Raw genomic sequence first — 24,644 nt, 5'->3', positions numbered from 1 at the left:
CGCGGTTGCCTAGGTGCGTTTTGCCAGCAGGATCAGCCGGGTCCCTGAGAGGCGGTCGTGCCAGGCCAGGCCGTCGCGGTCCACCAGTACCCACAGATAACCCAGGCCCAGCGGCAGCCAGGAGAGCAGGGCGCCGAGCAGCCGCTTCACGGCGTCCGAAAAGCGCAGCGGCGAGCCGTCATTCCGAACCACCCGCAGGCGCCAGGAGCGCATGCCGAGGGTCTGTCCCCCCTTGAGCCAGAACAACAGGAAGAACGCCGGCGGCACCAGGGCCAGCCAGAGCTGGAACAGCAGGTTTGCCGACAGCGCCTGGGAGGCCGCCTCGCCGCCCACGATCCCCACCGGCAGGGTAACCACCATCGAGGCCAGCAACAGCAGGCCGAAGACCAGCAGGGCGTCATACAGCATGGCCGCCAGGCGGCGCGGCAGTCCAGGGGTTACCGATTGATTTATATCAATTTTTATGATCTTTTCCATGGGATGATTTAAGCGGTGCCGCTGCCGGTGGGGGATCCACCGGAATTTGTCCTGCGTCACATTGGCGCAGGATAATTGGTCTATATTAAGAGAAAGTCACCAGGTTGCCTATGGGAGTAGGCGATAGGGTGTTTTTCAACTTTATGGAGGCATAGCAAGCAGTGGAACATCGCAATTCACCGCGCCGACCGGTTACCCTCTATACCATGTTGAATTACCCCAGCCTCGGACTGGTGCGGGGCTGCATCCGCGACATCGGCATGGGCGGGATGTTCGTCGATATCGGACGCATTCAATTGCCGGTCAATGCCACGCTCGAGGCCTCCCTGATGCTCGGGACGTCCGGTCCCCAGTGCCACATGCAGATCGAGGCGATCGTGGTGCGCTGCGCTGAGCAGGGTGTCGGCCTGATGTTTGACGAACTGGATGGCGAATGCCGCCACGCCCTCAATCGCCTGATCTTCGGCCATGCCGGTGGCCTGGATGAGGGTGGCCTGTCCGATTTCCTGCACTGAGTCCAACGACGTTTCCCCTTCCGGCGGGTCGGCCAACCCTGACAATAGGCAAATCCGTTTCCGGTGAACAAGGAATCATGGATCGAGCGGCAGCTGCCGGACGAGTGTGGTCCGCCGAATCGGTATTCAATGTCCGGCCTGCCGACAGTGACCGTGCGGTGGACATCTAGCTCCCCAGGTTAGTTTCCTGGGATACCGCTATTTCTCCCCGAGTATGGCCAGGGCCTTGGCCAGGGTTGAAACCGATTGCTGGTGCTGGCCTGTCTTATGCAGTTTCTCGCCTTCATCCCGTAGTTGACGTATCTCAGAGACTTGTTGCGCGCTCAGGCCATGCTGCTGCTGCAGGGCCTGGTCGATCCTCTTCATGTCCATTGGGCATTGAGACGCGTAAACCGGCGCGCTGATTAGCAGGACGATGGCGGGTAGCAGGTATTTGATCTTCATTGGCTTCTCCTCTCGAATGGTTTATCCGTACCACACTACTGTAAACAACTGCTGTTTCATTTTATTCCACGTCTCGTGGCTTATTTCCGCTGATGGAGGCTATCGGGCTGGCCCACATTTTGCCACGGACCACCTGCTTACGACTTTTGCCAGAACCCGGGCGAGATCGGAATAGCTCGCCAGCAGGTTTGTAATGGCCGGCCATCAAGGCATAATGATGGGCTGAAGCCGGTTCCCGACCGGGCGGGACGAGTCCCCGGTCCCTGAGGATTGAAATCTTTCCTATATGCCGTTGCCCCTGAAAAGACCCCAGAAGCTTTCGCTGCTCCGGCGCATTCCGATGCCGCTGATGTCGGTCATGATCGGCCTGTTTTGCGGCCTGGTGGTGTGGGCGCTGCTGGACCAGGTGCAGCCCCAGGCACTGCGCAGTATTTTTAACGAGGAGCTGGAGACCCGGCTCGACCAGCAGGCGCGCGAAACCCTGATCCGCTTCGATAACTACGTGCTGGCCCACACCTCGACCGCCCGGTTGCTGGCCAACCACCGTCAGCTGGCCAACTACCTGGAGCCGGTCTACTGGTTCAAGGGGGACACGGATGGACCCAAACAGTATCGCTCCACCCCCCCCTGGTTGCCGGGTTCGACCCTGTGGCAGTCGCTGGTGCGGCCGAGTCATATCCTGCTGCTGGACAATGAGGGCCGTATCCGTGAAATCTATCAGCTCGGGGAGCGGCCATTGCCGGACGAACTGGCCGGGGCCACCGAACTGCTGCTCAGCGAGCAACGGGTTCAGGCCAATCTGACCACCCTGGGAGACCGTCCCTATCTGCTGATCTCGGAGACCGCGGAGGATGCCACCGGCACCGAGATGGGTTTTTTGATGCTGGTGGCCCCGATCGACGCACAGTTTTTGGCGGCATCCCAGCAGGGGGTATCCCCCAACGGCGTGCTGGTGGGGATTCTGGAGGCGGACGAGCAGCGTTTTCTCGCCAGCAGCGACCAGTTCCGGCTGCCCGCGCAGCGGCTGTTGTCGGCGGCGGAGAGCGATTTTCTGGTGACCGCGCAATCCTTCTCCGAATATGAGGGTTCGACCCTCAATCTGCAGTTCGCCACCCTGGTGCCCCGCTCCGTGGTGGAGGCGATGCGGGATCGGGTGGCCGGCCTGGAGCGGCGTCAGCGGCTGGTGGCCGCCTTTACCTTCGTCAGTGTGTTCACCCTGATCTTTTTCCTGTTATCGGAGCGGTTGAACAAGATCCTGCAGCGCGTCTCGCGCTTTTCGCAACGGGCGTTGGGCTCCAAGCAGCCGGTGATCGAGCGTGGCAATCAACTGTTTGTACTGGAGGACTGGATACACCAGTTCATCCAGCTGGTGCGGGACACCCGGGAGGAGATGCGACAGCAGCATGAGACCGAAATGCACGAGTCGGAGATGCTCAAGCAGGCGATCATGGAGACCGCACTGGATTCGATCATCACCATCGACCGACGGGGGGTGATCATTGAATACAATCCCACGGCGGAACAGACTTTCGGTCACAGCCGGGAGGAGGCCCTGGGCAGGGTGTTTGCGGAGCTGATCTTCAACGGTGAGAGCCGTCTCCGATTCAGTCTGCTGCTGGCGGACGTGCTCAGTTCGCGGGATCGGCATCCCGATGAGATGCGCCATGAACTGACCGCGGTGAAGCGCGACGGTGCGGTGTTCCCGGTGGAGTTGGCGATCAAACCGATCCGGTTGAAGAACCGTCTCGCCTTTACCATCTATATGCACGATATCTCCAACCGCCGACGCATCGAGCTGGAGATCCGCAGTCTCGCCAAGTTCGCTTCCGAAAGTCCCAGCCCGATCCTGCGCGTGAACCGGCGCGGGGTGATCCTCTACGCCAACGGGGCCAGCGACCAGCTGCTCTCCTACTGGGGTTGCGAGCGGGCCCAGACCCTGCCGCTATACTGGCGCAACCGGGTGACGGATATCCTGGGCAGCGGCGAGGATTGGCAGACCCAGGTGATCTGCGCCACCCAGGTCTATTCGCTGCTGCTCACCCCGGTGGTTGATCTGGGCTATGTCAATATCTACGGCCGGGATATCACCGCGGAACGGGAGGCGGAACGCCAGGCAAGGGAGCATCAGCAGGAGCTGATCCATGTGTCGCGCCTCAGTACCATGGGGGAGATGGCCACCGGGCTGGCCCACGAACTGAATCAGCCGCTCTCGGCCATCGCCAATTACGCCAACGGCTCGGTACGCCGATTGCAGGCGAGTGACCGGGGGGCGGAGGATATCCTCTACGCCCTGGGGCAGATTACCGCCCAGGCGGATCGGGCCGGGGAGATCATCAAGCGGTTGCGTGCCCTGGTGGGGAAGCAGACCCCGGTGCGGCGGGTCGCCGACATCAACGAGGTGGTACGGGAGGTATGCAGCTTTGTCGAGTTTGCCGCGCGCAAGGCAGGGGTGGTGATCGAGCAGGAGTTCAGTCTCGGCACCCTGCCGGTCAGGATCGATGTGGTGCAGATCGAGCAGGTATTGCTCAATCTGATTCGAAATGCCCTTGATGCGCTGCTGGAGATACCGGAAGATGAGCGCAGTCTGGTGATACAGACCAGTTGCCGGGAGGGCAAGTGGGTGCTGATCCGGGTGCTGGACTCCGGAGCGGGGATCCGGGACGCGGATATGGGCCGGTTGTTTGAACCCTTCTATACCACCAAGGAGAGCGGTATGGGCATGGGACTGGTGATCAGCAGGACCATTATTGAAGACCACAACGGCACGATCACGGCCGAGCAACGGGCGGAGGGAGGAACCTGTTTTTCCATTCTGCTGCCCAGCAACAACAGGAACAGCGATGAATAGTACTAATGCCACCGTATTTGTAGTTGATGATGACTCGGCGATGCGTAATTCGTTGAAGTGGCTGATCGAGACGGTGGGGATGAAAGTGGAAACCTTCGCCTCGGCGGAAGAGTTCATCAAGTCCTACTATCCCGGGCGCGCCGGCTGTTTGCTGCTGGACGTGCGCATGCCGGGGATGAGCGGGCTGGAGCTGCAGGAGTATTTCGTCCGGCAGAACATCCTGATTCCGGTCATCATCATCACCGGACATGGGGATGTGCCGATGTCGGTACGGGCGATGAAAGCCGGGGCGGTGGACTTTATTGAAAAACCGTTCAATGACGAACTGCTGCTGGAGAGCATCCGCAATGCCATGACGCTCGACCAGGATCAACGCTCGCTGCAGGCGGAGCGGGCGGAGATCGCCGCCCGGCTGGCCCAGCTGACGCCGCGTGAGCATGAGGTGATGGAGATGGTCACCAACGGCAAGGCCAACAAGGAGATCGCCAGTGCCCTGGGGGTCAGCGCCAAGACCGTGGAGGCGCACCGTGCCCGGGTGATGGAGAAGATGGAGGCGACCTCGCTGGCCGGGCTGGTGAAGATGGTGATCGCGGCCAATCTCTACGGCGACCACTGAACGCTGGGTTACGCGGCGCCCGGGCGCTGAGCTAATCCGACCTGCGATCTTTCAATAGCCGTTTACTTATCCCAATCCGGTTAATAAGGAACCACGGATGGACACGGATTTACACAGATAGCAGATCAGAATTCTGAATCCGTGTTTATCTGTGTGAATCCGTGGTTCTCAAGGGTACGTCCGGGTTGGATGGGTAATCAGGAACGGCTTTGCACCGGCTACTTTTTCACCGGGACGTTGGGCGAGGTCGGTATCAGGGCCACTTCGTCACCGGGCTCGATGCGGGTGAACGGCTCGCAAAACTGCTTGTTCACCGTCACCTGGAAACTCCCCGCCTGGAACAGGTGGGCCTGATCCGGATTGCGCCGGCGCAGCCAATCGCACAGGCTGGTGACGTCGCTGACCGAGGGGGGGATCTCCACCTCTTCGGCCTCTTTCTGCAGCTGCTTCACCAGGTAGGTGAAGTAGAGCAGGCGGATGCGTCGCGGACCCTCGTCGGTGACCGTCCCGCCCGGCTGGTAGCCGGCCTTTTGCAGGCTCTCCTGGTAGGCCCGCCAGTTCTGCTCCTGGTTGACCCCCAGTTCGTAGAGGGTGTCCCAGGAGTAGATGCTGCTGTCATGCCCGTCATCGAAGGTGAGGCGGATCGCATACTGTCCCTGGGGCTCGATGCCGGTGATGTTGACCGACTCCTTGCCGGTGACCGGGCTCTCCGGGGTGTGCGCCTCCCCGGCCTTGGCGGACACCCGCAGGTATTCGCAGGGCAGCCGGAAGCTGGCGCCGTCGGAAAACTCGATGGCCAGCAGCCGGGACTTGCTGTGCAGGTTGATGGCGGTGGGGGTCGGATGCTTGTCGCTCATGCTACTACTCATATCGGAAATTGCTGGCTGAAATCACTGGCGGGGCATCGTGGCACGGGCCGGAATCGGGATCAATCACCCCTCAACCGACTTCGTCCAGCACCCGCCGCCGGAACTTGACGCCGCGCGCCTCGGCCAGTTCGCGGCACGCGGCGATATCCACCCCCCCCAGGCCGTCGATGGCGGTGGCGGTGACATCGGCGATGTAGTGTGGCGCCTCGGCGACGAAATCGAGCATCTGCTCGAAGGAGCCGGCCAGCGCCGGCTGGCAGTGGCGGTCATACACCTCCGCATTCTGCGCATTCAGGGAGATGGAGAGGGCATCGACGCACTCGGCCATCTCCGGCAATACATTGCGCTTGTTGGCCAGGTTGGCCAGCCCGTCGGTATTGACCCGGACCCGGCCGCCGTGGGCCTTGATGTACTGCGCCACCTCCAGCAGCACCTTCAATCGCAGGGTCGGCTCGCCATAGCCGCAGAACACCACCTCCTGGTAGGCGGCGGGGTCATCGATGGCGGCGATGATCTCCTGGCTGGCGGGGCGATGGTCCAGGGTCAGGTCATACTCGTGCACCTGCAGTATGCCCTGGGTCTTGGGGCAGAAGGTGCACTCCAGGGTGCAGCGATCGGTGATATTCAGATAGAGGCTGTCGCCGATCACATAGCTGAGCTGTTGATTGTCCACGGGCACTCGGGTTGTTGCGAAAAACAGGGATTCTACACTACCCCACGACCGGTAAGAAGGGAGGTACTCCTGTTAGACTAGGTTTTCCGGGAGAGTTCATTGCAGAGCCGTTGGGTCAAACTCTTGAAATGGTTAAAACCTTGAATATCAAGCAGTATATCGTCCACCCTGTCGGCGTAGAGGATGCCGATCGGACGGTTCTTGATAAACAGGGAACTCATGAAAAAGCCCCTGGTGTCGAGGGTTGTGCGCAGCGCCTCGCCCATCAGCGGAAGCAGTTTTTCCCGGTTGCTCTCCTGCAGCCAGATGCTCTGGTTTTTTTTCAGCAGCAGGGTCAGCAGATGCCGCTCGCCCACGGGATGCTGGAACTTTTCCAGGGGTGAGTCCGGCTCCACCCCGACGATGAATTTGACCTTGAGTGCCTGGCGATCCGGAGTGAGCATGGCGAACATCGCCCGTTCGACCCCGGCGGTCCGGCGCAGCTCGCGGAAGATACGGGACAGGCTCGCCTGCAGCGGGCTGGCACCGGCCGTGGGCGGTGCCGGAGGTTTTTCCGGGCGTTTCACCGGGGCTGCCGGTTTCGGCGCGGCGGCGATCGGCACGGTGTCGGCATCCATGGCACCCGGGTCTGGCAGCGGGGCCTGGGTGGGGGCGCTTGCGGTGGGGGCGCTCGCGACGGCTTGCCCGGATGGTCCCGCGGTTGGGGCTGACAGCAAGGCGTAGACGGTCAACGGTAGCGGCAGTCCGCTCAGGTTTCTCGCCACACCCGCGACCAGGCTGTGGATATAGGCGCGCCCCGGGTCGGGTTCCAGCCGATTGAAGGCGGCGGCCAGCTCGATCAACTCACCGCTCTGTTCGCTGTGCCAGTCGCGACTTGTCTCTCTGGCCAGGGCCGAGGCCAGCATCACGGCCAGGGAGCGGGCCTGAAAGGCGCCGACCGGCTGCAGCGCCTGGGCGGTCAGGGGCGGCAGATTCCACTGTTCAGCCAGCTGCAGGCTGAGGTGCCGAAGGCTGAAGCCGAACACCTGCTCTTCGGCGTCGGTCTGCGGCATGCCGTCCTTGATCAGCGCGGTTAGCTGTCCCATCTGCCGGTCGGCGTATGTCCAGAGCAGCATCTCGGCCAAGTCGTGCAGGAGGGCGGCGATGGCCATCTCTTCGGGGTTGCCGAGGCGCAGGTCATGTCCCCAGCTGTAGGCGTACCAGGCGGCGTGCCCGGCCCGGGAATAGCAATCATAGAGAGCGGCCCGAGCCCCTGCCGACAGCTGTTTGTGGAGGTCCGGCAGTGCCCGGTCGGCCTGGGATGTGGGTTCGATGCCGAGCAGGGCGATGGCGTGTGCCAGGTTGCTGACCGGTTCCCTGGGCGGCTGTGGCAGTGCATTGAACAGGCGGAAAATGGCCAGAGTAAATCCCGGATCCCGGGAGAGGATGCGCTGCAGATCGGCGTGGGTGGTGTTGGGGCTGTCCAGCAACTGCATGACCCGCTGCCGCGTCAGCGCCATTGCCGGGAGCGCCCGCGAGCCCAGCCGCTCAACCCAGCCGTTCAGTGTGTTGTCCGTGGATACAGCTTCCATAAGCGCCTGTCGGAAAATCATCGGTTGTCTGTGTCGGCGGATGCACCGGGGGCGGAGTCAAATTGAGTCGATATAGTGAACCACAAAGCTCAATAGTAACTACTCACCCGGTCTGTAAGTGATTGGCCTGCCTTGCCGGCCTCACACGATGGCTGGATCAAGATCCGCCAACAAGGCAGGCCAATCACCCGTGAGTAGTTACGCTCAATGTTCAAATCAATATGCCTCCGACCCCGCCACGACTCCTTCAGGAAATCCGCTCCCCGGGAGCCCGGCCTGCTGCTAAACTGCCGTCGGAACTACCCGGGTGCAACAAGGGATGCCGGATTGAGATGAGTGACACACGCGGCGAGGGCGATTGTAGCAGGATTTTACTGGTACATGGGATCTGGATGACCGGGATCGAGTTGGCGTGGCTGGGGCGTCGCCTGTCCGCTAATGGATTCGCGGTGGACCGCTTCCGCTACCGCTCCCTGCGGCAGACCCCGGCCGAGGGGGCGGAGCGGCTGAACCGGTTTATCCGCCAGCGCAATTACGACTGCCTGCACCTGGTGGCCCACAGCCTGGGGGGGCTGGTGCTGCTCAACCTGTTCGACCGCTATCCTGATCAGCCCCCCGGACGGGTGGTGCTGCTGGGGGCGCCGGTGCAGGGCAGCGTGGTGGCGCGCCGTCTGGCGCACCACCCCTGGGGACGGCATCTGATCGGACGTGCCGGCGAGCGCGGGCTGGTGGAGGGGGCGCCGCCCTGGAACGGGGGGCGGGAGCTGGGGGTGATTGCCGGCACCAGTGGGCTCGGCATAGGCCGCCTGCTGGGCGGCATTGACGACGTGAGTGACGGCACGGTGATGGTGAAGGAGACCGTTATTCCCGCCGCCTCGGACCGGCGACTGCATGCGACCGGTCACATGGGCATGCTGTTTTCCACCGCGGTGGCGACGGACGTGGCTGAATTCCTGCGTCACGGCCGTTTTCCTGGGTAGAGGTCGAGTTATTTATTGGGGTTTGTGGGAGAAATCCCCGCCCTGTTATTTCTGCCTGCCCCGGGTGATGGTAAACTCCCGCCTGACCGAATATTGAGAGGAGTGTTATGGCTGGACACAGTAAATGGGCCAACATCAAGCACAAGAAGGCGGCCAACGACAAGAAACGGGGCAAGATATGGACCAAGTTGCTGCGTGAAGTGACCGTTGCCGCCAAGGCGGGTGGTGGTGAGTTGGAGACCAATCCGCGGCTGCGCCTGGCGGTGGACAAGGCCAACGGCGCCAATGTGCCGCGCGATACCATCGAGCGGGCGGTAAAACGTGGCGCCGGTGGCGAGGATACGGATAATTACGACGAGCTGCGCTATGAGGGGTATGGCCCGGGCGGGGCGGCGGTCATTGTCGACTGCATGACCGACAACCGTAACCGCACCGCTTCGGAAGTGCGCCACGCCTTCACCAAACACGGCGGCAATCTCGGCACCGACGGCTCGGTGGCCTACATGTTCAACAAGCAGGGGATCATCAGTTTTGCCCCCGGTGCCGACGAGGACGCCATCATGGAGGCGGCGCTCGAAGCCGGTGCGGAGGATGTGGTGACCAATGACGACGGCTCCATCGACATCATGACCACCCCGGAGGCGTTCTCCGAGGTGAATGACGCCATCGTGGCGAGCGGCCTGACGCCGGACAACGCCGAGGTGACCTTCAGCGCCGCCACCCTGGCGGAGTTGGACCAGGAGGCGGCCGAGAAGCTGCTGAAGCTGGTCGATCACCTGGAAGATCTGGATGATGTGCAGGATGTCTATACCAATGCCGATATCTCGGACGAGATAATGGCCACCATGGAGTGAGAGGGATTGTCCCTCGGGCGGCCGCGGATGCGGCCGCCGGTATAACCAGCGGAAGCGCCTATCAAAAGCACGAATCACAATACCGCGCAGGGCGGGGCGTTGGACCGCAAACGGCGCATCCTGGGGATTGATCCCGGTTCCCGCATCACCGGCTATGGCATCATCGAGAGTGACGGTATCAGAAGCACCCATGTGGCCAGCGGCTGTATCCGCATCGCCCAGGAACAGTTTCCCGAGCGGCTGGGCGAGATCTATCGTCAGCTGAGCGAACTGGTGGCCACTTATCAGCCGGCGGAGATGGCCATTGAACAGGTCTTTATGGCCAAGAACGCTGCCTCGGCACTCAAGCTCGGACAGGCGCGCGGGGCCGCCATCTGCGCCTGTGTGGTGGCCGGGCTGCCGGTATTTGAATACGCCCCCCGGGCGATCAAGCAGGCGGTGGTGGGCTCCGGCGGGGCGGACAAGGATCAGGTGCAACACATGATAAAACATATCCTGCGGCTCGACGGGCCGCTGACGGCGGATCAGTCGGATGCCCTGGCGGTGGCCATCAGTCACGCCCATGCCAACAGCACGCTGCAGTTGATCGGCCGCTCCAAACAGGGAGGGTGGCGATGATCGGCCGGCTGCGTGGCGCGCTGGTCTACAAACAGCCGCCATTTCTGATGGTGGACGTGAGCGGGGTCGGCTATGAGCTGGAGGCGCCCATGTCCACCTTCTACGATCTGCCGCTGCAGGGGGAGTCGGTAACCCTGTTCACCCACCTGGCGATCCGCGACGATGCCCATGTGCTGTACGGCTTCGCCAGCGAATCCGAACGCGCCCTGTTCCGCAGCCTGCTGAAGGTGAGCGGGGTCGGGGCCAAGATGGCGCTGGCGATACTCTCGGGGATGAGCGCCGATGAGTTCGCCCTCTGCATCCAGCGCGACGATACCGCCGCCCTGGTGCGCCTGCCGGGGATCGGCAAGAAGACGGCCGAACGGCTGATCGTCGAGATGCGCGACCGCCTGGACCGGATCGCAACCACCGGGGGGGTGGCGCTGTCCCGGGCGCGTCCCGCCGGCGGCGCGGTGGAGACCCCGGTGTCGGATGCCATCGGCGCCCTGATCGCCCTGGGATACAAACCCAACGACGCCAGCCGTATGATACGCTCGGTGGAGTGTGAGGCGCTCTCCAGTGAAGAGATCATCCGATTGGCCCTGCGAGCGGTGGTGACAAAATTGCCATGAATGAGAATGCCCGGATTATCAGCGCCGAGGCGGGCGCGGACGACGCCGCCCTGGACCGCGCCATCCGCCCCCGGTTACTGGCCGATTATGTCGGCCAGCCGGTGGTCCGAGAGCAGATGGAGATTTTCATTCAGGCCGCCCGGGCGCGTCAGGAAGCGCTGGACCATGTGCTGATATTCGGCCCGCCGGGGCTGGGCAAGACCACCCTGGCGCACATCATCGCCAATGAAATGGGGGTCAATCTGCGTCAGACCTCGGGACCGGTATTGGAGAAACCGGGCGACCTGGCGGCCCTGCTGACCAATCTGGAACCCCACGACGTGCTGTTCGTGGATGAGATTCACCGCCTCAGCCCGGTGGTGGAGGAGGTACTCTACCCGGCATTGGAGGATTATCAGCTGGATATCATGATCGGCGAGGGGCCGGCCGCCCGCTCGATCAAACTTGAGCTGCCGCCGTTCACCCTGGTGGGCGCCACCACCCGTGCCGGGTTGCTGACCTCGCCGCTACGCGATCGATTTGGTATTGTGCAGCGGCTGGAGTTCTACTCCACTGCCGATCTGACCCATATCGTCGGCCGCTCGGCGGGGATACTGAATATAGAGACCGATGCCGCCGGTGCCGCCGAGATCGCCCGACGCTCCCGGGGGACGCCGCGCATCGCCAACCGGCTGTTGCGCCGGGTGCGGGATTTCGCCCAGGTGAAGGCGCAGGGCAAGGTGACCAGCGCGGTGGCCGACGACGCCCTGAGCATGCTGAAGGTGGACGGCAACGGCTTCGATATCATGGATCGCAAGCTGCTGCACGCCATCATCAGCAAATTCGACGGCGGCCCGGTCGGGGTGGACAGCCTGGCGGCGGCCATCGGCGAGGAGCGCGGCACCATCGAGGACGTGCTGGAACCCTATCTGATCCAGCAGGGCTTCATGATGCGCACGCCACGCGGCCGGGTGGCCACCAATGCCGCCTATCTCCATTTCGGTCTGGATCCGCGGGACGACGCGGCCGCTACGGGCGAATTGGGCACGCTGTTTTGAGCATGCCCGGCGTCCCGGCGAGCGATGTATACCCGCCGCATGGCTGGGAGTTTCGGTATTTGGTTAAATTGTGACAGGCGTGAAGGAATTTCTCTGGCCGCTAAGGGTCTACTACGAAGACACGGATTCCGGTGGTGTGGTCTACTACGCCAACTACCTGAAATTCATGGAGCGCGGGCGTACCGAATGGCTGCGCAGCGTGGGGTTTGAACAGGATGAGCTGCGGGAAAAAGAGGGCGTCCTGTTCGCGGTGCGTAAGGTCGGCGTCGAGTTCAGATCACCCGCCCGTTTCAACGATGCGTTACAGGTAAGTGTGCAACTTTTTTCCAGGGGAAAAGCGAGTTTGGTGTTCCGGCAGGAAATTCGATCGGCAGTCGACGGCAGGGTATTGTGTGACGGTGAGGTCAAGATCGCCTGCGTTGACGCGAGCAACTTTCGTCCGACCCCCATCCCCCAAGTCCTTCTATCGGTGATCTCAGGATAATGGCTACAGATCTCTCTTTTCTCTCCCTGGTGGCGGGTGCCAGTCCGTTGGTGCAGCTGGTGATGGCGGCGCTGCTGCTCGCCTCGCTCATCTCCTGGACCATGATTTTTGACCGCTCGCGGGTGCTGAAGCGCGCCCGGCGGGCCGCCGAGGCGTTTGAACGGCGCTTCTGGTCCGGCGGGGATCTCGGCGAGCTGTACCGGGAGCTGGACCGGGAGGACGCCCTGGCCACCGGCATGGCGACCATTTTTCATGCCGGGTTCCGTGAGTTCGCACGGCTGAAAAAGAATCCCGAAATCGAGCCGATGGCGGTGGTGGAGGGGGCACGTCGCACCATGCACGTGGCGATGAACCGGGAGATGGACGGCCTGGAGAATAATCTGACATTTCTCGCCACGGTCGGATCCACCAGCCCCTATGTCGGCCTGTTCGGCACCGTCTGGGGCATCATGAACTCGTTCCATGCCCTGGGCAATGTCAAGCAGGCGACCCTCTCCCTGGTGGCGCCCGGTATTGCCGAGGCGCTGATCGCCACTGCCATGGGCCTGTTCGCCGCCATTCCGGCGGTGGTCGCCTACAACCGCTACTCCAATGATGTGGAGCGGCTGAACGGACGCTACGAGGATTTCCTCGATGAGTTCACCACCATTCTGCAGCGCCAGGCCCATGTTTGATTCTGATCGCGCTCGCGGAAGGGGGGACGGGCGATGAGCCGGCAGAAAAAGCGCCGCCGGCCCATGGCGGAGATCAACGTGGTCCCCTATATCGACGTGATGCTGGTACTGCTGGTGATCTTCATGATCACCGCCCCGCTGCTGACCCAGGGGGTCAAGGTGGATCTGCCCCAGGCGGAGTCGGAGCCGCTGCCGGCCGAGGTGGATGACCCGGTGGTGGTGTCGGTGAACAGCCAGGGCGAGATGTTCATCGATGTCGGCGAGGCCAAGGAGCAGCCGGTGGACCCGGAAACCCTGGTCACCCGCATCGCCGCCATCATCAGCTACAAGCCGAAGACCCCGATCATGGTCAAGGGCGACCGCAACGTCGACTATGGACGGGTGGTGGAGGCGATGGTACTGATACAGCAGGCCGGTGTGCCCAATGTCGGCCTGATCACCGAGAATCCGGAGCGATAACCCCGATATGCTGCAGATTCTCAAGCGCAATCCGTTGGCGGCGGTGATCGCCCTGCTGATGCATCTGGCGATCCTCCTGTTCATGGTGGTGGGGGTCGACTGGCTGGAGAAACCGGTGCAGCCCCCGTCCACCGTGCAGGTGGTACAGGCGCGGGTGATCGACGAAACCAAGGTGCGTGAGCAGGTGCAGCGGCTGCAGCAGGATGAGGCGCGTCAGGCGGAGACCAAGCGGGCCGCGCGGGAACAGGAAGAGCAACGGCTGGCGGAGCTGAAGCGCCAGCAGGCACAGGAGCGGCAGCGTCTGGCGGAACTGGAGAAGCAGCGGCAGGCCGAGGATCGCAAACGCGAGGTGGCGAAAAAGCAGCGGCTGGAAGAGGAGCAGCGGAAGAAAACCGCGGAACAGCAGCGTCTGCAGGCCGAGAAGGAGCATAAGGCCGCCGAGCTTAAACGCCAGGCGGAAACGCAGGCGCGCAAGGAGGCGGAAGCCAAGCGGGTAGCGGAACAGAAAAAACGCCAGGAGGCGGAAGCCAAAAAGGCGGCGGAAGAGAAGCGGCGCCAGGCCGAGGAGGCCAAACGCCAGGCCGAGGCGGAGAAGCAGCGCAAGGCCGAAGAGGCCCGACTCAAGGCCGAGGCGGATAAGAAACGCCAGGCGGAGGCGGCGCAGAAGGCGCGGGAGACGGAGTTGCTGGCGGCCATGGAGGCAGAGCACAATGCACGGGAAAGGGATCGCTACATTATCCAGATATCACAGAAGGTGGTGCGCGCCTGGCTGCGTCCTGCCGGTTTCAGTGCGGGCCTCAAGTGCACCCTGCGGGTGCGCCTGGCGCCGGGCGGCAGCGTGCTCGCGGTGAGCGTGATCCGCGGCAGCGGCAACGGCGCCTTCGACCGCTCGGCCGAGGCGGCGGTACTCAAGGCGGATCCGCTGCCGGTTCCCACCGGGACGCTGTTTGAGCAGTTCCGGGACATCAACTTTGAATTTGATCCGAACAAGTAATGACCATGATGAATAGATTTCTGAGTTTGATCCTGCTGCTGTGCTGGGCCCTGCAGGCCGGCGCGGCACCCCTCACCATCGAGATCACCGAGGGCGCCGAAGGGGCGCTGCCGATTGCCGTGGTGCCATTCGCCTGGGCCGGCCCCGGCACCGCTCCCGGTGGCGCCGATGTCGGCGGTGCGATCGCCGAGATCGTGCGCAACGACCTGCAGCGCAGCGGCCGCTTCTCCGCCCTGCCGGTGAAGGATATGCTGGCCCGTCCGCAGTCGGATGCCGATGTGGAGTTCCGCGACTGGAAGGTGCTCGGCATGGACAATCTGGTGGTGGGCCAGGTGCGGCCCAACGGTCAGGGCGGCTACCTGGTGAGCTTCCAGCTGTTCGATGTGTTCAAGGGCGAGCAACTGACCGGCTACAACGGTCCCACCACCAGCCGCGACCTGCGCTCCACCGCGCACTACATCGCCGATATCATCTACGAGAAGCTCACCGGACAGCCCGGGGCCTTCGATACACGCATCGCCTACGTGGTCTCCAGCAACAAGGCGGACGGTTCCCAGGAGGTGTCGCTGAAGGTGGCGGATGCCGACGGTTTCAACCCGCAGACCATCGTTACCTCGTCCGAACCGCTGATGTCGCCCGCCTGGGCGCCGGACGGGCGGCGCCTGGCCTATGTCTCGTTCGAACAGAAAAAGGCCTCCATTTACATCCAGGAGGTGTTCACCGGCCGGCGCCAGAAGGTCGCCTCGTTCAAGGGGATCAACGGTGCACCGGCCTGGTCGCCGGATGGCCGCAAGCTGGCGCTGACCCTCTCCCGCGACGGCAATCCGGAAATCTATGTGCTGAACATCAACACCAATGCCCTGACCCGTCTGACCAATCACTACGCCATCGATACGGAGCCGGCCTGGTCGCCGGATGGGCGCTTCATCATCTTTACCTCGGATCGCGGGGGCAGGCCCCAGATCTACCGGGTTCCCGCCTTCGGCGGCAAGGTCAACCGGGTCACCTTTGAAGGGGACTATAACGCCCGCGCCTCCTACGCCCCGGATGGCGCGTCCGTCGCCCTGGTGACCCGGCAGGGAGGCGACTTCCGCGTGGCGGTGCTGAATCTGGCCAACAGTGCCCTGCAGGTGCTGAGCGAGGGGCGGCTGGACGAGTCCCCCAGTTTTGCCCCCAACGGCAGCATGATAATTTACGCCACCAAGATCAACGGCAAGGGAGAACTTGCCGCGGTCTCGGTGGATGGCCGCATCCGTCAACGGCTGGCCCTCCAGGAGGGGGATGTCCGTGAGCCGGTCTGGTCACCCTATACCAAAACCAACAGGAGAAACCCATGAAACTGAGAGCGCTTAAGTTTGCCCCCCTACTGGCACTGGCACTGCTGCTGGCCGGCTGTGCCGGGACGACCGACACCAGGCAGGCCCAAGACGGCGCCCCCATCACCGAAGGGGGGCAGGATGGTGCAGCCGATGGTGCCCAGACTTCCGGCGCGCAGGAGGGCGGTACCTGGAGCGGCAGCCCGCTGGAGAACCCCGACAGCCTGCTCTACACCAAGACCATCTATTTCGATTACGATGTGGACGAGGTGCGCGCCGATTACCGTGATGTGGTGGCCGCCCATGGCGACTATCTGGCTGCCAACCCAGCCGTGACCGTCACCATCGAGGGACACGCCGACGAGCGCGGTTCCCGGGAATACAACATCGCCCTGGGCGAACGCCGCGCCAACGGCGTCAAGCGGCTGTTGATGGCGCAGGGCGCGGCGGAGAGCCAGATCATCACCATCAGCTATGGCGAGGAGCGACCCGCCGCCATGGGCTCCGGTGAGACCTCCTGGGAACTCAACCGGCGCGGTGAATTCGTCTATTGATGACGCGTATTGGGAGAAAAGCGGTGACCAGAACCCCGTTCGTCCTGTCGATCGCGCTGTTGCTGATCGGTGCCATGCAACCGGCACTGGCACAACAGCGGGCAGAAAAACTGACCCCGCAGCAGGCCCAGGCGCGGCAGATAGAACTGCTGGAGCGCAAACTGGCGGCGATGGCGGATCTGGTCCTGCGGGTGGATGCCCTGCAACGCGAGGTGCAGCAGCTGCGTGGCGAGATCGAGGTGCAGAACCACGCCATGGATGCCCTCAAAAAGCGGCAGCGCGATCTCTACCTGGACGTGGATCAGCGGATCAACCAGCTGGCCCACGGCAGCGCCCCGATGACCGGGATGGCGGCCCCGGCCCCTGCTCCGGCGCTGACGCCTCCGGGCACCGAACCGGCGATACCGGCCGCTACGCCACCCGTCGCACCGGGGACCGATGGCGTAGCGGGGAGCGCGCCGCCGCCGGCAGTGGCCGAACCTCCGCCTGTCGCCACAGCGGACCCGGGCGAAGCGCCCGCCCCGCAACCGGCATTGGCCGCGCCGATCGATACGGTCGCCGAAGAGCGGGATTACAAGGCGGCATTCAGCCTGCTGATGCAGCGTCGCTATGACGAGGCGCGTAGCGCCTTCCAGGCATTTCTCACCCGTTACGGCGCCGGCAGCTATGCCGATAATGCCCAGTACTGGCTGGCCGAGGCGAGCTATGTGACCCGGGACTTCGACGTGGCCCTGGAGGCGTTTCAGAAGGTGGTCAATGAGTATCCCAACAGCAGCAAGGTGCCGGATGCGATGCTGAAGAGCAGCTTTATCCACTACGAGAAACAGCAGTGGAGCGAGGCACGTGATATCCTGCAGCGCCTGGTGACGCTCTATCCCAGCTCCACCGCCAGCCGCCTGGCCACGCAGCGCCTCGATCGCATGCAGGCGGAGGGACACTGAACGATTTATACTGGTTAGATCACGCTTGGCGGACGGCTTTACATGGCGCAACTGCGCATCACCGAGATTTTCTATTCCCTGCAGGGTGAGTCGAACAGCGTGGGTCTTCCCACGGTGTTCGTGCGCCTGACCGGCTGTCCCCTGCGCTGTGGCTACTGTGACACCAGCTACGCCTTCAAGGGGGGCGAATGGCTGGAGCTCGAGCAGGTGCTGGAACAGGTGGCCGCCTATGCGCCCCATTATGTGACCGTGACCGGGGGCGAGCCGCTGGCCCAGGTGGCGTGCCTGGAGCTGCTCACCGCCCTCTGCGATGCCGGTTACCGGGTCTCGCTGGAGACCAGCGGTGCGCTGGATATCTCCCGGGTCGATCCCCGAGTGGTGAACGTGATGGACCTGAAGACCCCGGGTTCCGGCGAGGCGGAAAAGAACCTGTTCAGCAATATCGAGTGGCTGAAACCGGCGGATCAGGTCAAGTTCGTCATCTGTGACGCGGGCGATTATGCCTGGGCCTGCGAACAGCTGCGCCGCTGGGATCTCGACAACCGCTGCGAGGTGTTGTTCTCGCCGGCACTCGGCCTGCAGGACGCCACGCAACTGGCGGAGTGGATCCTGCGGGACCGGTTGAACGTGCGTTTCCAGATCCAGCTGCACAAATACCTGTGGGGCGATGTTGCCGGTAAATAATCCGTAACTACTCATGGGGTGATTGGCCTGCCTTGTTGGCCGATCTTGGTGGCGCCTCGAATCCGGCCCCTTTTTCAGATTGAAGCCTGCCCTTGTTTGAGCGAAGCGAGTTTGGGCAGGCGCTGAAAAAGGGGCCGGATTCGAGGAGACAAGCCATCGTGAGAGGCCGGCAAGACAGGCCAATCACTTACAGACCGAGTGAGTTGTTACAATAATCCCAACCTGACGCATTCCAGCTTGACCGATTGAAGTGACGTGATGAAAAAAGCGGTAATCCTACTCTCCGGCGGGCTCGATTCCGCCACCACCCTGGCCATCGCCCGCGCGCAGGGTTATGCCTGCCATGCCTTGAGCCTGGCCTATGGTCAACGCCATGCCGTGGAGCTGGAGGCGGCCGGGCGCGTGGCCGACGCCCTGGGGGTGGTGGAACACAAGGTGATCCCGATTGCCCTGGACGCCTTCGGTGGCTCGGCCCTGACCGACCGCGCGATCGCGGTGCCGGAGACGGAGGGCGAGGGCATCCCGGTCACCTATGTGCCGGCCCGCAACACGATCTTTCTCTCCCTGGCCCTGGGCTGGGCCGAGGTGCTGGGCGCCCGCGACCTGTTTCTCGGGGTCAATGCGGTGGACTACTCGGGCTATCCCGATTGCCGCCCCGCGTTCATCGAGGCGTTTGAAAAACTGGCCAACCTGGCCACCAAGGCCGGCGTGGAGGGGCTGCCGTTCCGGATTCATGCCCCGCTGATTGATATGACAAAAGCGGAAATCATCCAGACCGGGGCCCGACTGGGCGTGGATTATGGCCTCACCATCTCCTGCTATCAGGCGGATGCCGCCGGTGTCGCCTGTGGCCGCTGCGACTCCTGCCGGCTGCGCGCCCAGGGTTTTCGCGAGGCCGGGGTGGCCGACCCGACGCCTTACCAATAAACCCGGTCCTATTGCTATAAACCCCAGTAGATCATCTTTCACTTATAGGCTAATCTTGCCCCTCCGGCCGTCGCCGGCCTAATAAAATGACAGGCATCCCAAGATGCCGACACTGAGGTTTGAGGAGGTACATCATGGCTTTCGAGTCCTTTTTTGCGGCCCAGTCGTTCCTGCTGTGGGCGACATTCATCATCGCCCTGATCATGGGCGTGGTGGTCAACAAGACCAACTTCTGCACCATGGGCGCGGTTTCCGACGCGGTCAACATGGGCGATACGGGCCGCATGCGCGCCTGGTTCCTGGCCATTGCCGTGGCCATGGTCGGCGTTGCCGTACTCGAATACCTGGGGTTGCTCAACCCGGGCGGCTCTTTTCCCCCTTACCGGGCGAATCAGCTGATCTGGGCCGAGAATATCCTCGGCGGCCTGATGTTCGGCATCGGCATGACCCTGGCCTCCGGTTGTGGCAACAAGACCCTGGTCCGCATCGGCGGCGGCAACCTGAAATCGATCGTGGTGCTGCTGATTATCGGTGTAATCGCCTTCTTCATGGTCAACCCCTTCCCCGGCTCGGACCAGACCCTGATGTCGGTGCTGTTCTACGACTGGATCCGTCCCCTCTCGGTGACGCTCAGCACACCTCAGGATCTGGGCTCGCTGGTTATGGGTAAGGATGCCGCCGGCGCACGCCTGGGGATCGGCCTGGGACTGGGCCTGTTGTTGCTGGTCTATGTCTTCAAGTCGGCGGATTTCCGCGGCAACTTCGACAATGTCCTGGGTGGGGTGGTCGTGGGATTGGCAGTACTGGCCGCCTGGTACGTCAGCGCCAACGTGAAGATCGATCTGGACGGTGAGCTGCACTCCCTCAGCGGCTATGTGCAGCAGTGGGATTTCCTGGCCGACTCCGCCACGGGTAAACCTGCAGACAGCCGTCCGTTGAGTACCCAGTCCTTCACCTTCATCAATCCCATGGGGCAGACCCTGGGTTATGCCGCCGCCGGCTTCAAGTCCAATCTGCTGACCTTCGGGGTCATGGCGCTGTTGGGGGTGATCGCCGGCTCGCTGCTCTGGTCCCTGATCAGCCGCAGTTTCCGCATCGAGTGGTTTGTCGACTTCAGGGATTTCACCACCCATGTCATCGGCGCCATTCTGATGGGCTTTGGCGGCGTGCTGGCCATGGGTTGCACCATCGGCCAGGGCATCACCGGAACCTCCACTCTGGCGATCGGCTCGTTCCTGGCGCTGGGTTCCATTATCCTGGGCAGCGCCCTGACCATGAAGGTGCAGTATTACAAGCTGGTGTATGAGGATGAGGCCAGCTTCTTCAAGGCGCTGCTGACCGGTCTGGTGGATCTTAAACTGCTGCCGGAGCGCCTGCGCAAGCTTGAAGCCGTCTGAGTCGGGCTTTACCCGTTGACTGGTTCAACGGGTAATGTATAATCCCGCGCTTTGTTGGGCCGTTAGCTCAGTCGGTAGAGCAGTGGATTTTTAATCCATTGGTCGTAGGTTCGAATCCTACACGGCCCACCATTCTCATTCGGAGCCCGGACCCCGCGTCCGGGTTTTTTGTTTTCGACAACGCGATTCGAACCTACGACTTCAAACAGCCAGGTTCGACAGTGGAGCGAAGCGGAGCTGCATGAGGGCGCGCAGCGACCGAATCATCCTACACGGCCCACCATCCCTATTCGAAGCCCGGACCTCGCGTCCGGGTTTTTTGTTTTCGACAACGCGATTCGAACCTACGACTTCAAACAGCCAGGTTCGACAGTGGAGCGAAGCGGAGCTGCATGAGGGCGCGCAGCGACCGAATCATCCCGCCCACCATTCTCATTCGAGCCCGGACCCCGCGTCCCGTTTTTTTGTTTCCGACAACGCGATTCGAACCTACGACTTCAAACCCAGAGGCAGGAGAGCAGCTCCTCTTCGTTCCCCTGGATCTCGATCTCCCGGGAGCGGTTACGGATAATCCCCGCCTCCTGCAGCCTGGAGAGGGCCCGGCTGAGGGATTCCGGCCGCAGGCCGAGATGGACGGCGATATCGCCCTTGGTCATGGGCAGGGTGACGGTTCTTTTGCCATCGCTGGTCATGATGCCCTTGCGTTGGTAGAGATCGTTCAGAAACAGCAGAAAGCGTCGGTCCGCGCTGAGATAGCGTCCCTGCACAATGGTCCGGTTGGTGTAGCGGATGCGTTTGCCCAGCAGTTCCAGCATTTCATGCTGGAGTTCGGGGATCTGGCTGCAGAGCGCCTCGACCTGTTGAAACGGCAGTTCGCAGATCCAGGTGTTCTCCAGTGCCACGGCATCATTCTGATACTTGACGTCACCCACCGCCTCGATGCCGATCAGTTCACCACTGAAATAGAAACCGTGGATCACCGGTGTGCCGTCATCCAGGGAGGATTCGAGTTTCACCGAACCGGACTGGATGGCGAAGATGGACTTGAACGGGTCTTCCATCCGGAAGATGGTTTCACCGGGCTTGTAGGGACCGCGTTTACGAATGATGCCGGTGATACTGTCGCTCTGGCTACTATCCAGGTTGGTGCCGATACACTTCCTGGGCAGCGAGCAGGAGTTGCAGTCCCGATCGTTGTTGATCAGGTGCAGACCACATGTGCCGCTTTTTTTTTGTGCCATCCATCGCTCCGGGGTGATCTTGTCGCCGATGGTATTGCCATCCTGCCGTGTGTTTAAGCATAGCGGATGCCCGGGTGATTACACCCTCTTTATCCATCTGGTATTTGCGCCGGTCGAGTGGGTGCCGTGGCAGGGTTGGATCGCGTAACGAGCGTCACCCCAACACAGGGTTTAGGGCTTGCACAAGAATTATCGCAGCACCAGCATCGCCGGTTGGGCGGACGGCATTTTTATCGGACCGAACCCCGCCAGGCTGTCCAGCTGACTGTTGACCAGGTCCAGTTCCTTTTCCGCCTGCCGTGAGCGTTGCCGTTTCACTGCTGCGTAGATAAGGCCACCGGGCATGGCCGCGACAATGAGGGCATCGGTAGCGGTAAAGCTGTTCTTTTGGATCTTTTCGCTGAGATCTTCCTGACGCAGTTTCAGCTGTTGGTTGAGGGCCTGGATGTCCTTGACCAGCTGTTGCCGGTCGATCACCGGCAGTGAGTAGATAAGTCCGTTGCCGGCCGCTTCCAGGCTTCGGTTTGCCGTCCATGCAGCGGTGCCATCGTCCAGCTGGGAGGTGGCCAGAACCGCCGGCGACAGAAAGCAGAGTAGCAGACTGAGCAGGGCAAGCCGGGGCAGACGGATGGGGTGCTGACTGTGGGGTGCGTACATGTTGATACCCTCATGAACGGGATATCCTTGAACAGCGACATTTCCAGGGAAATGAAATACGGATATCGGTTTTCGGTAGCTTGTAAGCTAGCCCCTCTCCGGGTGGCGGTACGTGAACTGGATCAATCTCGATGGGGATTATTCATTTTCTGTGATGGAGGCGGCGAGTGTGCCGTGCACGGTGCCGTATTTTGTGCGATAGCGTTCACCCCCCGGCGACAGTGCAGGCAGGCGCCGGATAGAGGAATATTAATTCTGTTGAGTCTACTGCTCGGTATGCTTTTCAGTCGGGTCCTGGCATGATTTGTTATCCACGCGGCGGCTGCGATTTTTTGTCCCGATGAGAAAAGCGGAGATCAGCACGAACAGGGCCAGGGCGGCGAATGTCAGGTTGTCGAAGATCATGGTGGCTTGCCTCGGAGTTACTGCTTAAGAGGATGATTAAATACTAATACATATGACGGGTATAATCCCGTTTTGTTGAATTCAATTATTTTATGCTGAACAAAAATATTTGATAGTGCCTGTCGTCGACAGGCGAAGGAGTTCCTATTGATGGTACGATATTTTTTCCTCGGCTTGCTGCTGGCCGCGTTGCCGCTGCAGGCACAGCAGAGACCCCAGGTGCTGGGTTACGGGGTGAAGGGCTGTGATCACTATAACGTGGTGTTCGAGGGGTGGGAGAACGGGCAAGGCGACCAGATTGCGGAATATATCCACTATCGCGACTGGCTGACCGGGCTGGTGACCGGGCTTTCACTGGCCACCGGGAGTGATGTGCTGAAAGGGGTTGAGATCAAGGGGGCCATGCGCCGGATTCAGGTCTATTGCGATGAACATCCGACGGATGATTTCTTCACCGCCTCCATGGATCTGGTGCGGATACTCAGTGGACTCAAGTAGTCTGCAGGTAACTACGCAGGGGGTGATTAGCCTGCCTTGCCGGCCTCACACGATGGCTTGTCTCCTCGAATCCGGCCCCATTTTCAGCGCCTGCCCAAACTCGCTTCGCTCAAACAAGGGCAGGCTTGATTCTGAAAAAGGGGCCGGATTCGAGGCGCCACCAAGTTCGGCCAGCAAGGCAGGCCAATCACTTACAGACCGGGTGAGTAGTTAGTGCGGCTGCAGATTGAACAATGAGCGGGCGTTGGCGCTGGTCAGTTCCGCCAGTCGTTCCGCTGCAATCCCCTTCAGATTGCCGATGGCATGCAGCACTTCGGGCAGATAGGCCGGTTCGTTGCGCTCCCCCCGATGTGTCGCGGTGGGCTGATCGGGGGAGTCGGTCTCCAACAGCAGCGAGTCGACCGGCAGCCAGGTGATCAGGCCGTGCAGGCGGTGGGCGTTTGCATAGGTGGCCGGCCCTCCGAAACCCATCATGAAGCCCATGTCGATCAGTCGCTCGGCCTGCTGCCGGCTGCCGGAAAAACTGTGCAGGACACCCTTGATCCCGGGGAAGTGGCGGAGTGTCAGGATCACCTGCTCAACCGCCTTGCGGGCGTGAATAATCACCGGCAGGCGGTGATCCCGGGCCAATTCGAGCTGCGCCTCAAAAAACTGCTGCTGCCGCTCCCGGTCGGGGGCCGGGATATGGAAATCCAGTCCACATTCGCCGACGGCTACCGCGTCGCCCTGCTCCAGCCAGCGCGCCAGTGCGCTCAGCTCCCGCTCGCTGTGCCGCGGCATGAACATCGGGTGCAGGCCGTAGGCCGGGCGCAGCTGGGGGTACTGTTGACAAAGCTGCCGCAGCGCCGCCCAGCCCGAGGCCTGGATCGCCGGCACGATCAAGGTGCCGACCCCGGCCATTGCGGCCCGCCCCAGGACCTGTTCAAAGTCGGGAGTGAAGCTGGGATCATCCAGATGGGTATGGGTATCGATGAGTTCCATGCCAGGTAGTATAAGCAACTGCCGGATTGTATGGCAGCGGCTGTGCAAGCGGCATGGGCATGCTAAGGGCCCGCGCAAGAATAAGTTCCTGTATTCGGTCGCCCCTGGACCCCGCTGGCGGCGTTACGCTTTTTGCCAAGGGAACAGCTTTGTCCATGGATGGACTTATGCCGCGGAGGCCATGGATGGCCGGGAGCGGTCATTGCCTGCAAAGCGTGCCTTGCCAGCGGGGCCCAGGAACGCCCTCGGTACTACGGAATTATTCTTGCGCTGGCCCTAAGGTTTGGTGGCGACGGGTCAACGGCTGCCGCTATACTCT

At 62.1% G+C, this 24,644-nt stretch carries 28 protein-coding genes and 1 tRNA gene; 20 read left to right on the top strand and 9 right to left on the bottom strand.

What is annotated here, in order from left to right:
* Positions 1–9: 9 nt before the first annotated feature.
* The gene (locus tag NPX02_RS01665; protein ID WP_260291381.1) at positions 10–477 is read right to left on the bottom strand and encodes an RDD family protein; all 468 of its coding nucleotides are present in this window, start codon (positions 475–477) and stop codon (positions 10–12) included.
* Between the two features lie 161 nt (positions 478–638).
* On the opposite strand from NPX02_RS01665, the gene NPX02_RS01660 reads away from it, so the two are divergent.
* A complete protein-coding gene (locus NPX02_RS01660; protein ID WP_260291379.1) occupies positions 639–992 on the top strand; it encodes a PilZ domain-containing protein in 354 nt (117 codons plus the stop codon).
* 198 nt (positions 993–1,190) lie between these two features.
* Here NPX02_RS01660 and NPX02_RS01655 read toward each other — a convergent pair whose 3' ends face one another.
* Positions 1,191–1,436, bottom strand: a complete 246-nt coding sequence (locus NPX02_RS01655) for a hypothetical protein (RefSeq protein ID WP_260291378.1) — start codon at positions 1,434–1,436, stop codon at positions 1,191–1,193.
* Positions 1,437–1,776: 340 nt separating this feature from the next.
* On the opposite strand from NPX02_RS01655, the gene NPX02_RS01650 reads away from it, so the two are divergent.
* Complete coding sequence (locus NPX02_RS01650) at positions 1,777–4,284, top strand: PAS domain S-box protein (RefSeq protein WP_260291377.1); 2,508 nt, start codon at positions 1,777–1,779, stop codon at positions 4,282–4,284.
* Positions 4,277–4,900 (top strand): response regulator transcription factor, encoded by a 624-nt coding sequence (locus NPX02_RS01645; protein WP_260291376.1) that lies wholly within the window; start codon positions 4,277–4,279, stop codon positions 4,898–4,900. The genes NPX02_RS01650 and NPX02_RS01645 overlap by 8 nt, the downstream gene beginning before the upstream one ends.
* Positions 4,901–5,118: 218 nt before the next feature.
* On the opposite strand, the gene NPX02_RS01640 is transcribed toward NPX02_RS01645, so the two are convergent.
* The 3 genes from NPX02_RS01640 to NPX02_RS01630 all read right to left on the bottom strand — a co-directional run bounded on the left by NPX02_RS01640 (position 5,119) and on the right by NPX02_RS01630 (position 8,013).
* Complete coding sequence (locus NPX02_RS01640) at positions 5,119–5,757, bottom strand: gamma-butyrobetaine hydroxylase-like domain-containing protein (RefSeq protein ID WP_260291375.1); 639 nt, start codon at positions 5,755–5,757, stop codon at positions 5,119–5,121.
* An 82-nt stretch (positions 5,758–5,839) separates the two neighbouring features.
* Positions 5,840–6,442 (bottom strand): TatD family nuclease-associated radical SAM protein, encoded by a 603-nt coding sequence (locus tag NPX02_RS01635; protein ID WP_260291374.1) that lies wholly within the window; start codon positions 6,440–6,442, stop codon positions 5,840–5,842.
* Between the two features lie 77 nt (positions 6,443–6,519).
* Positions 6,520–8,013: an HDOD domain-containing protein gene (locus NPX02_RS01630; RefSeq protein WP_260291373.1), complete on the bottom strand. Its 1,494-nt coding sequence runs from the start codon at positions 8,011–8,013 to the stop codon at positions 6,520–6,522.
* 332 nt (positions 8,014–8,345) lie between these two features.
* On the opposite strand from NPX02_RS01630, the gene NPX02_RS01625 reads away from it, so the two are divergent.
* The 16 genes from NPX02_RS01625 (at position 8,346) to NPX02_RS01550 (ending at position 20,675) form a co-directional block, all read left to right on the top strand.
* Positions 8,346–8,993, top strand: a complete 648-nt coding sequence (locus NPX02_RS01625) for an alpha/beta fold hydrolase (RefSeq protein WP_260291372.1) — start codon at positions 8,346–8,348, stop codon at positions 8,991–8,993.
* Between the two features lie 107 nt (positions 8,994–9,100).
* Positions 9,101–9,847 carry a YebC/PmpR family DNA-binding transcriptional regulator gene (locus tag NPX02_RS01620; protein WP_260291371.1) on the top strand — a complete coding sequence of 249 codons (747 nt, stop codon included), beginning with the start codon at positions 9,101–9,103 and terminating at the stop codon, positions 9,845–9,847.
* Between the two features lie 99 nt (positions 9,848–9,946).
* Complete coding sequence (gene ruvC / locus NPX02_RS01615; RefSeq protein ID WP_260291370.1) at positions 9,947–10,465, top strand: crossover junction endodeoxyribonuclease RuvC; 519 nt, start codon at positions 9,947–9,949, stop codon at positions 10,463–10,465.
* Positions 10,462–11,076 carry a Holliday junction branch migration protein RuvA gene (ruvA, locus tag NPX02_RS01610; RefSeq protein WP_260291369.1) on the top strand — a complete coding sequence of 205 codons (615 nt, stop codon included), beginning with the start codon at positions 10,462–10,464 and terminating at the stop codon, positions 11,074–11,076. The genes ruvC and ruvA overlap by 4 nt, the downstream gene beginning before the upstream one ends.
* On the top strand, positions 11,073–12,113 hold the full coding sequence (gene ruvB / locus NPX02_RS01605; protein WP_260291368.1) for a Holliday junction branch migration DNA helicase RuvB: 1,041 nt from the start codon (positions 11,073–11,075) through the stop codon (positions 12,111–12,113). The genes ruvA and ruvB overlap by 4 nt, the downstream gene beginning before the upstream one ends.
* Positions 12,114–12,192: 79 nt before the next feature.
* Positions 12,193–12,597, top strand: coding sequence for a tol-pal system-associated acyl-CoA thioesterase (gene ybgC, locus NPX02_RS01600; protein ID WP_260291367.1), 405 nt, complete (start codon positions 12,193–12,195; stop codon positions 12,595–12,597).
* Positions 12,597–13,271, top strand: a complete 675-nt coding sequence (gene tolQ, locus NPX02_RS01595) for a protein TolQ (protein ID WP_260291366.1) — start codon at positions 12,597–12,599, stop codon at positions 13,269–13,271. The genes ybgC and tolQ overlap by 1 nt, the downstream gene beginning before the upstream one ends.
* 33 nt (positions 13,272–13,304) lie before the next feature.
* Positions 13,305–13,730, top strand: coding sequence for a protein TolR (tolR, locus tag NPX02_RS01590; protein WP_260291365.1), 426 nt, complete (start codon positions 13,305–13,307; stop codon positions 13,728–13,730).
* Between the two features lie 7 nt (positions 13,731–13,737).
* Positions 13,738–14,724: a cell envelope integrity protein TolA gene (tolA, locus tag NPX02_RS01585; RefSeq protein ID WP_260291364.1), complete on the top strand. Its 987-nt coding sequence runs from the start codon at positions 13,738–13,740 to the stop codon at positions 14,722–14,724.
* 5 nt (positions 14,725–14,729) lie between these two features.
* Positions 14,730–16,061, top strand: a complete 1,332-nt coding sequence (gene tolB, locus NPX02_RS01580; RefSeq protein WP_470423637.1) for a Tol-Pal system beta propeller repeat protein TolB — start codon at positions 14,730–14,732, stop codon at positions 16,059–16,061.
* Positions 16,058–16,594, top strand: coding sequence for a peptidoglycan-associated lipoprotein Pal (gene pal, locus NPX02_RS01575; RefSeq protein WP_260291363.1), 537 nt, complete (start codon positions 16,058–16,060; stop codon positions 16,592–16,594). The genes tolB and pal overlap by 4 nt, the downstream gene beginning before the upstream one ends.
* 23 nt (positions 16,595–16,617) lie before the next feature.
* Positions 16,618–17,535, top strand: a complete 918-nt coding sequence (ybgF, locus tag NPX02_RS01570; RefSeq protein ID WP_260291362.1) for a tol-pal system protein YbgF — start codon at positions 16,618–16,620, stop codon at positions 17,533–17,535.
* 42 nt (positions 17,536–17,577) lie between these two features.
* Positions 17,578–18,219, top strand: a complete 642-nt coding sequence (gene queE, locus NPX02_RS01565; RefSeq protein ID WP_260291361.1) for a 7-carboxy-7-deazaguanine synthase QueE — start codon at positions 17,578–17,580, stop codon at positions 18,217–18,219.
* Between the two features lie 258 nt (positions 18,220–18,477).
* Complete coding sequence (gene queC, locus NPX02_RS01560; protein WP_260291360.1) at positions 18,478–19,146, top strand: 7-cyano-7-deazaguanine synthase QueC; 669 nt, start codon at positions 18,478–18,480, stop codon at positions 19,144–19,146.
* Between the two features lie 134 nt (positions 19,147–19,280).
* Positions 19,281–20,543, top strand: coding sequence for a YeeE/YedE family protein (locus NPX02_RS01555; RefSeq protein ID WP_260291358.1), 1,263 nt, complete (start codon positions 19,281–19,283; stop codon positions 20,541–20,543).
* Positions 20,544–20,599: 56 nt separating this feature from the next.
* Positions 20,600–20,675: transfer RNA gene (locus NPX02_RS01550), tRNA-Lys, on the top strand.
* A 365-nt stretch (positions 20,676–21,040) separates the two neighbouring features.
* On the opposite strand, the gene NPX02_RS01545 is transcribed toward NPX02_RS01550, so the two are convergent.
* The 3 genes from NPX02_RS01545 to NPX02_RS01535 all read right to left on the bottom strand — a co-directional run bounded on the left by NPX02_RS01545 (position 21,041) and on the right by NPX02_RS01535 (position 22,846).
* A complete protein-coding gene (locus NPX02_RS01545) occupies positions 21,041–21,784 on the bottom strand; it encodes a Crp/Fnr family transcriptional regulator (RefSeq protein ID WP_260291357.1) in 744 nt (247 codons plus the stop codon).
* 189 nt (positions 21,785–21,973) lie between these two features.
* A complete protein-coding gene (locus NPX02_RS01540) occupies positions 21,974–22,441 on the bottom strand; it encodes a hypothetical protein (protein ID WP_260291356.1) in 468 nt (155 codons plus the stop codon).
* A gap of 264 nt (positions 22,442–22,705) precedes the next feature.
* Entirely contained in the window at positions 22,706–22,846 is a 141-nt protein-coding gene (locus NPX02_RS01535; RefSeq protein WP_260291355.1) for a hypothetical protein, read from the bottom strand.
* Positions 22,847–22,996: 150 nt separating this feature from the next.
* Here NPX02_RS01535 and NPX02_RS01530 point away from each other — a divergent pair, with 150 nt between their 5' ends.
* Positions 22,997–23,344 carry a hypothetical protein gene (locus tag NPX02_RS01530; protein ID WP_260291354.1) on the top strand — a complete coding sequence of 116 codons (348 nt, stop codon included), beginning with the start codon at positions 22,997–22,999 and terminating at the stop codon, positions 23,342–23,344.
* Positions 23,345–23,554: 210 nt separating this feature from the next.
* On the opposite strand, the gene NPX02_RS01525 is transcribed toward NPX02_RS01530, so the two are convergent.
* Positions 23,555–24,325 (bottom strand): TatD family hydrolase, encoded by a 771-nt coding sequence (locus NPX02_RS01525; RefSeq protein WP_260291353.1) that lies wholly within the window; start codon positions 24,323–24,325, stop codon positions 23,555–23,557.
* Positions 24,326–24,644 lie beyond the last annotated feature (319 nt).

The organism is Sedimenticola hydrogenitrophicus (assembly GCF_025175675.1).
GTDB classification, from domain to species: Bacteria; Pseudomonadota; Gammaproteobacteria; order Chromatiales; family Chromatiaceae; genus Sedimenticola; species Sedimenticola hydrogenitrophicus.
The sequence above is the reverse complement of the archived record's forward strand: the minus strand, read 5'-3'. Positions and strand labels throughout refer to the sequence as shown.

Excerpts from the sequence above, each read along its gene's own strand:
- NPX02_RS01665 (WP_260291381.1), bottom strand. The coding sequence starts at position 477 with ATGGAAAAGATCATAAAAATTGATATAAATCAATCGGTAACCCCTGGA.
- NPX02_RS01655 (WP_260291378.1), bottom strand. The coding sequence starts at position 1,436 with ATGAAGATCAAATACCTGCTACCCGCCATCGTCCTGCTAATCAGCGCG.
- NPX02_RS01650 (WP_260291377.1), top strand. The coding sequence starts at position 1,777 with ATGCCGCTGATGTCGGTCATGATCGGCCTGTTTTGCGGCCTGGTGGTG.
- NPX02_RS01645 (WP_260291376.1), top strand. The coding sequence starts at position 4,277 with ATGAATAGTACTAATGCCACCGTATTTGTAGTTGATGATGACTCGGCG.
- NPX02_RS01640 (WP_260291375.1), bottom strand. The coding sequence starts at position 5,757 with ATGAGCGACAAGCATCCGACCCCCACCGCCATCAACCTGCACAGCAAG.
- NPX02_RS01630 (WP_260291373.1), bottom strand. The coding sequence starts at position 8,013 with ATGGAAGCTGTATCCACGGACAACACACTGAACGGCTGGGTTGAGCGG.
- NPX02_RS01625 (WP_260291372.1), top strand. The coding sequence starts at position 8,346 with ATGAGTGACACACGCGGCGAGGGCGATTGTAGCAGGATTTTACTGGTA.
- NPX02_RS01620 (WP_260291371.1), top strand. The coding sequence starts at position 9,101 with ATGGCTGGACACAGTAAATGGGCCAACATCAAGCACAAGAAGGCGGCC.
- ruvA (WP_260291369.1), top strand. The coding sequence starts at position 10,462 with ATGATCGGCCGGCTGCGTGGCGCGCTGGTCTACAAACAGCCGCCATTT.
- ruvB (WP_260291368.1), top strand. The coding sequence starts at position 11,073 with ATGAATGAGAATGCCCGGATTATCAGCGCCGAGGCGGGCGCGGACGAC.
- tolQ (WP_260291366.1), top strand. The coding sequence starts at position 12,597 with ATGGCTACAGATCTCTCTTTTCTCTCCCTGGTGGCGGGTGCCAGTCCG.
- tolR (WP_260291365.1), top strand. The coding sequence starts at position 13,305 with ATGAGCCGGCAGAAAAAGCGCCGCCGGCCCATGGCGGAGATCAACGTG.
- tolA (WP_260291364.1), top strand. The coding sequence starts at position 13,738 with ATGCTGCAGATTCTCAAGCGCAATCCGTTGGCGGCGGTGATCGCCCTG.
- tolB (WP_470423637.1), top strand. The coding sequence starts at position 14,730 with ATGATGAATAGATTTCTGAGTTTGATCCTGCTGCTGTGCTGGGCCCTG.
- pal (WP_260291363.1), top strand. The coding sequence starts at position 16,058 with ATGAAACTGAGAGCGCTTAAGTTTGCCCCCCTACTGGCACTGGCACTG.
- queE (WP_260291361.1), top strand. The coding sequence starts at position 17,578 with ATGGCGCAACTGCGCATCACCGAGATTTTCTATTCCCTGCAGGGTGAG.
- queC (WP_260291360.1), top strand. The coding sequence starts at position 18,478 with ATGAAAAAAGCGGTAATCCTACTCTCCGGCGGGCTCGATTCCGCCACC.
- NPX02_RS01555 (WP_260291358.1), top strand. The coding sequence starts at position 19,281 with ATGGCTTTCGAGTCCTTTTTTGCGGCCCAGTCGTTCCTGCTGTGGGCG.
- NPX02_RS01545 (WP_260291357.1), bottom strand. The coding sequence starts at position 21,784 with ATGGCACAAAAAAAAAGCGGCACATGTGGTCTGCACCTGATCAACAAC.
- NPX02_RS01540 (WP_260291356.1), bottom strand. The coding sequence starts at position 22,441 with ATGTACGCACCCCACAGTCAGCACCCCATCCGTCTGCCCCGGCTTGCC.
- NPX02_RS01535 (WP_260291355.1), bottom strand. The coding sequence starts at position 22,846 with ATGATCTTCGACAACCTGACATTCGCCGCCCTGGCCCTGTTCGTGCTG.
- NPX02_RS01530 (WP_260291354.1), top strand. The coding sequence starts at position 22,997 with ATGGTACGATATTTTTTCCTCGGCTTGCTGCTGGCCGCGTTGCCGCTG.
- NPX02_RS01525 (WP_260291353.1), bottom strand. The coding sequence starts at position 24,325 with ATGGAACTCATCGATACCCATACCCATCTGGATGATCCCAGCTTCACT.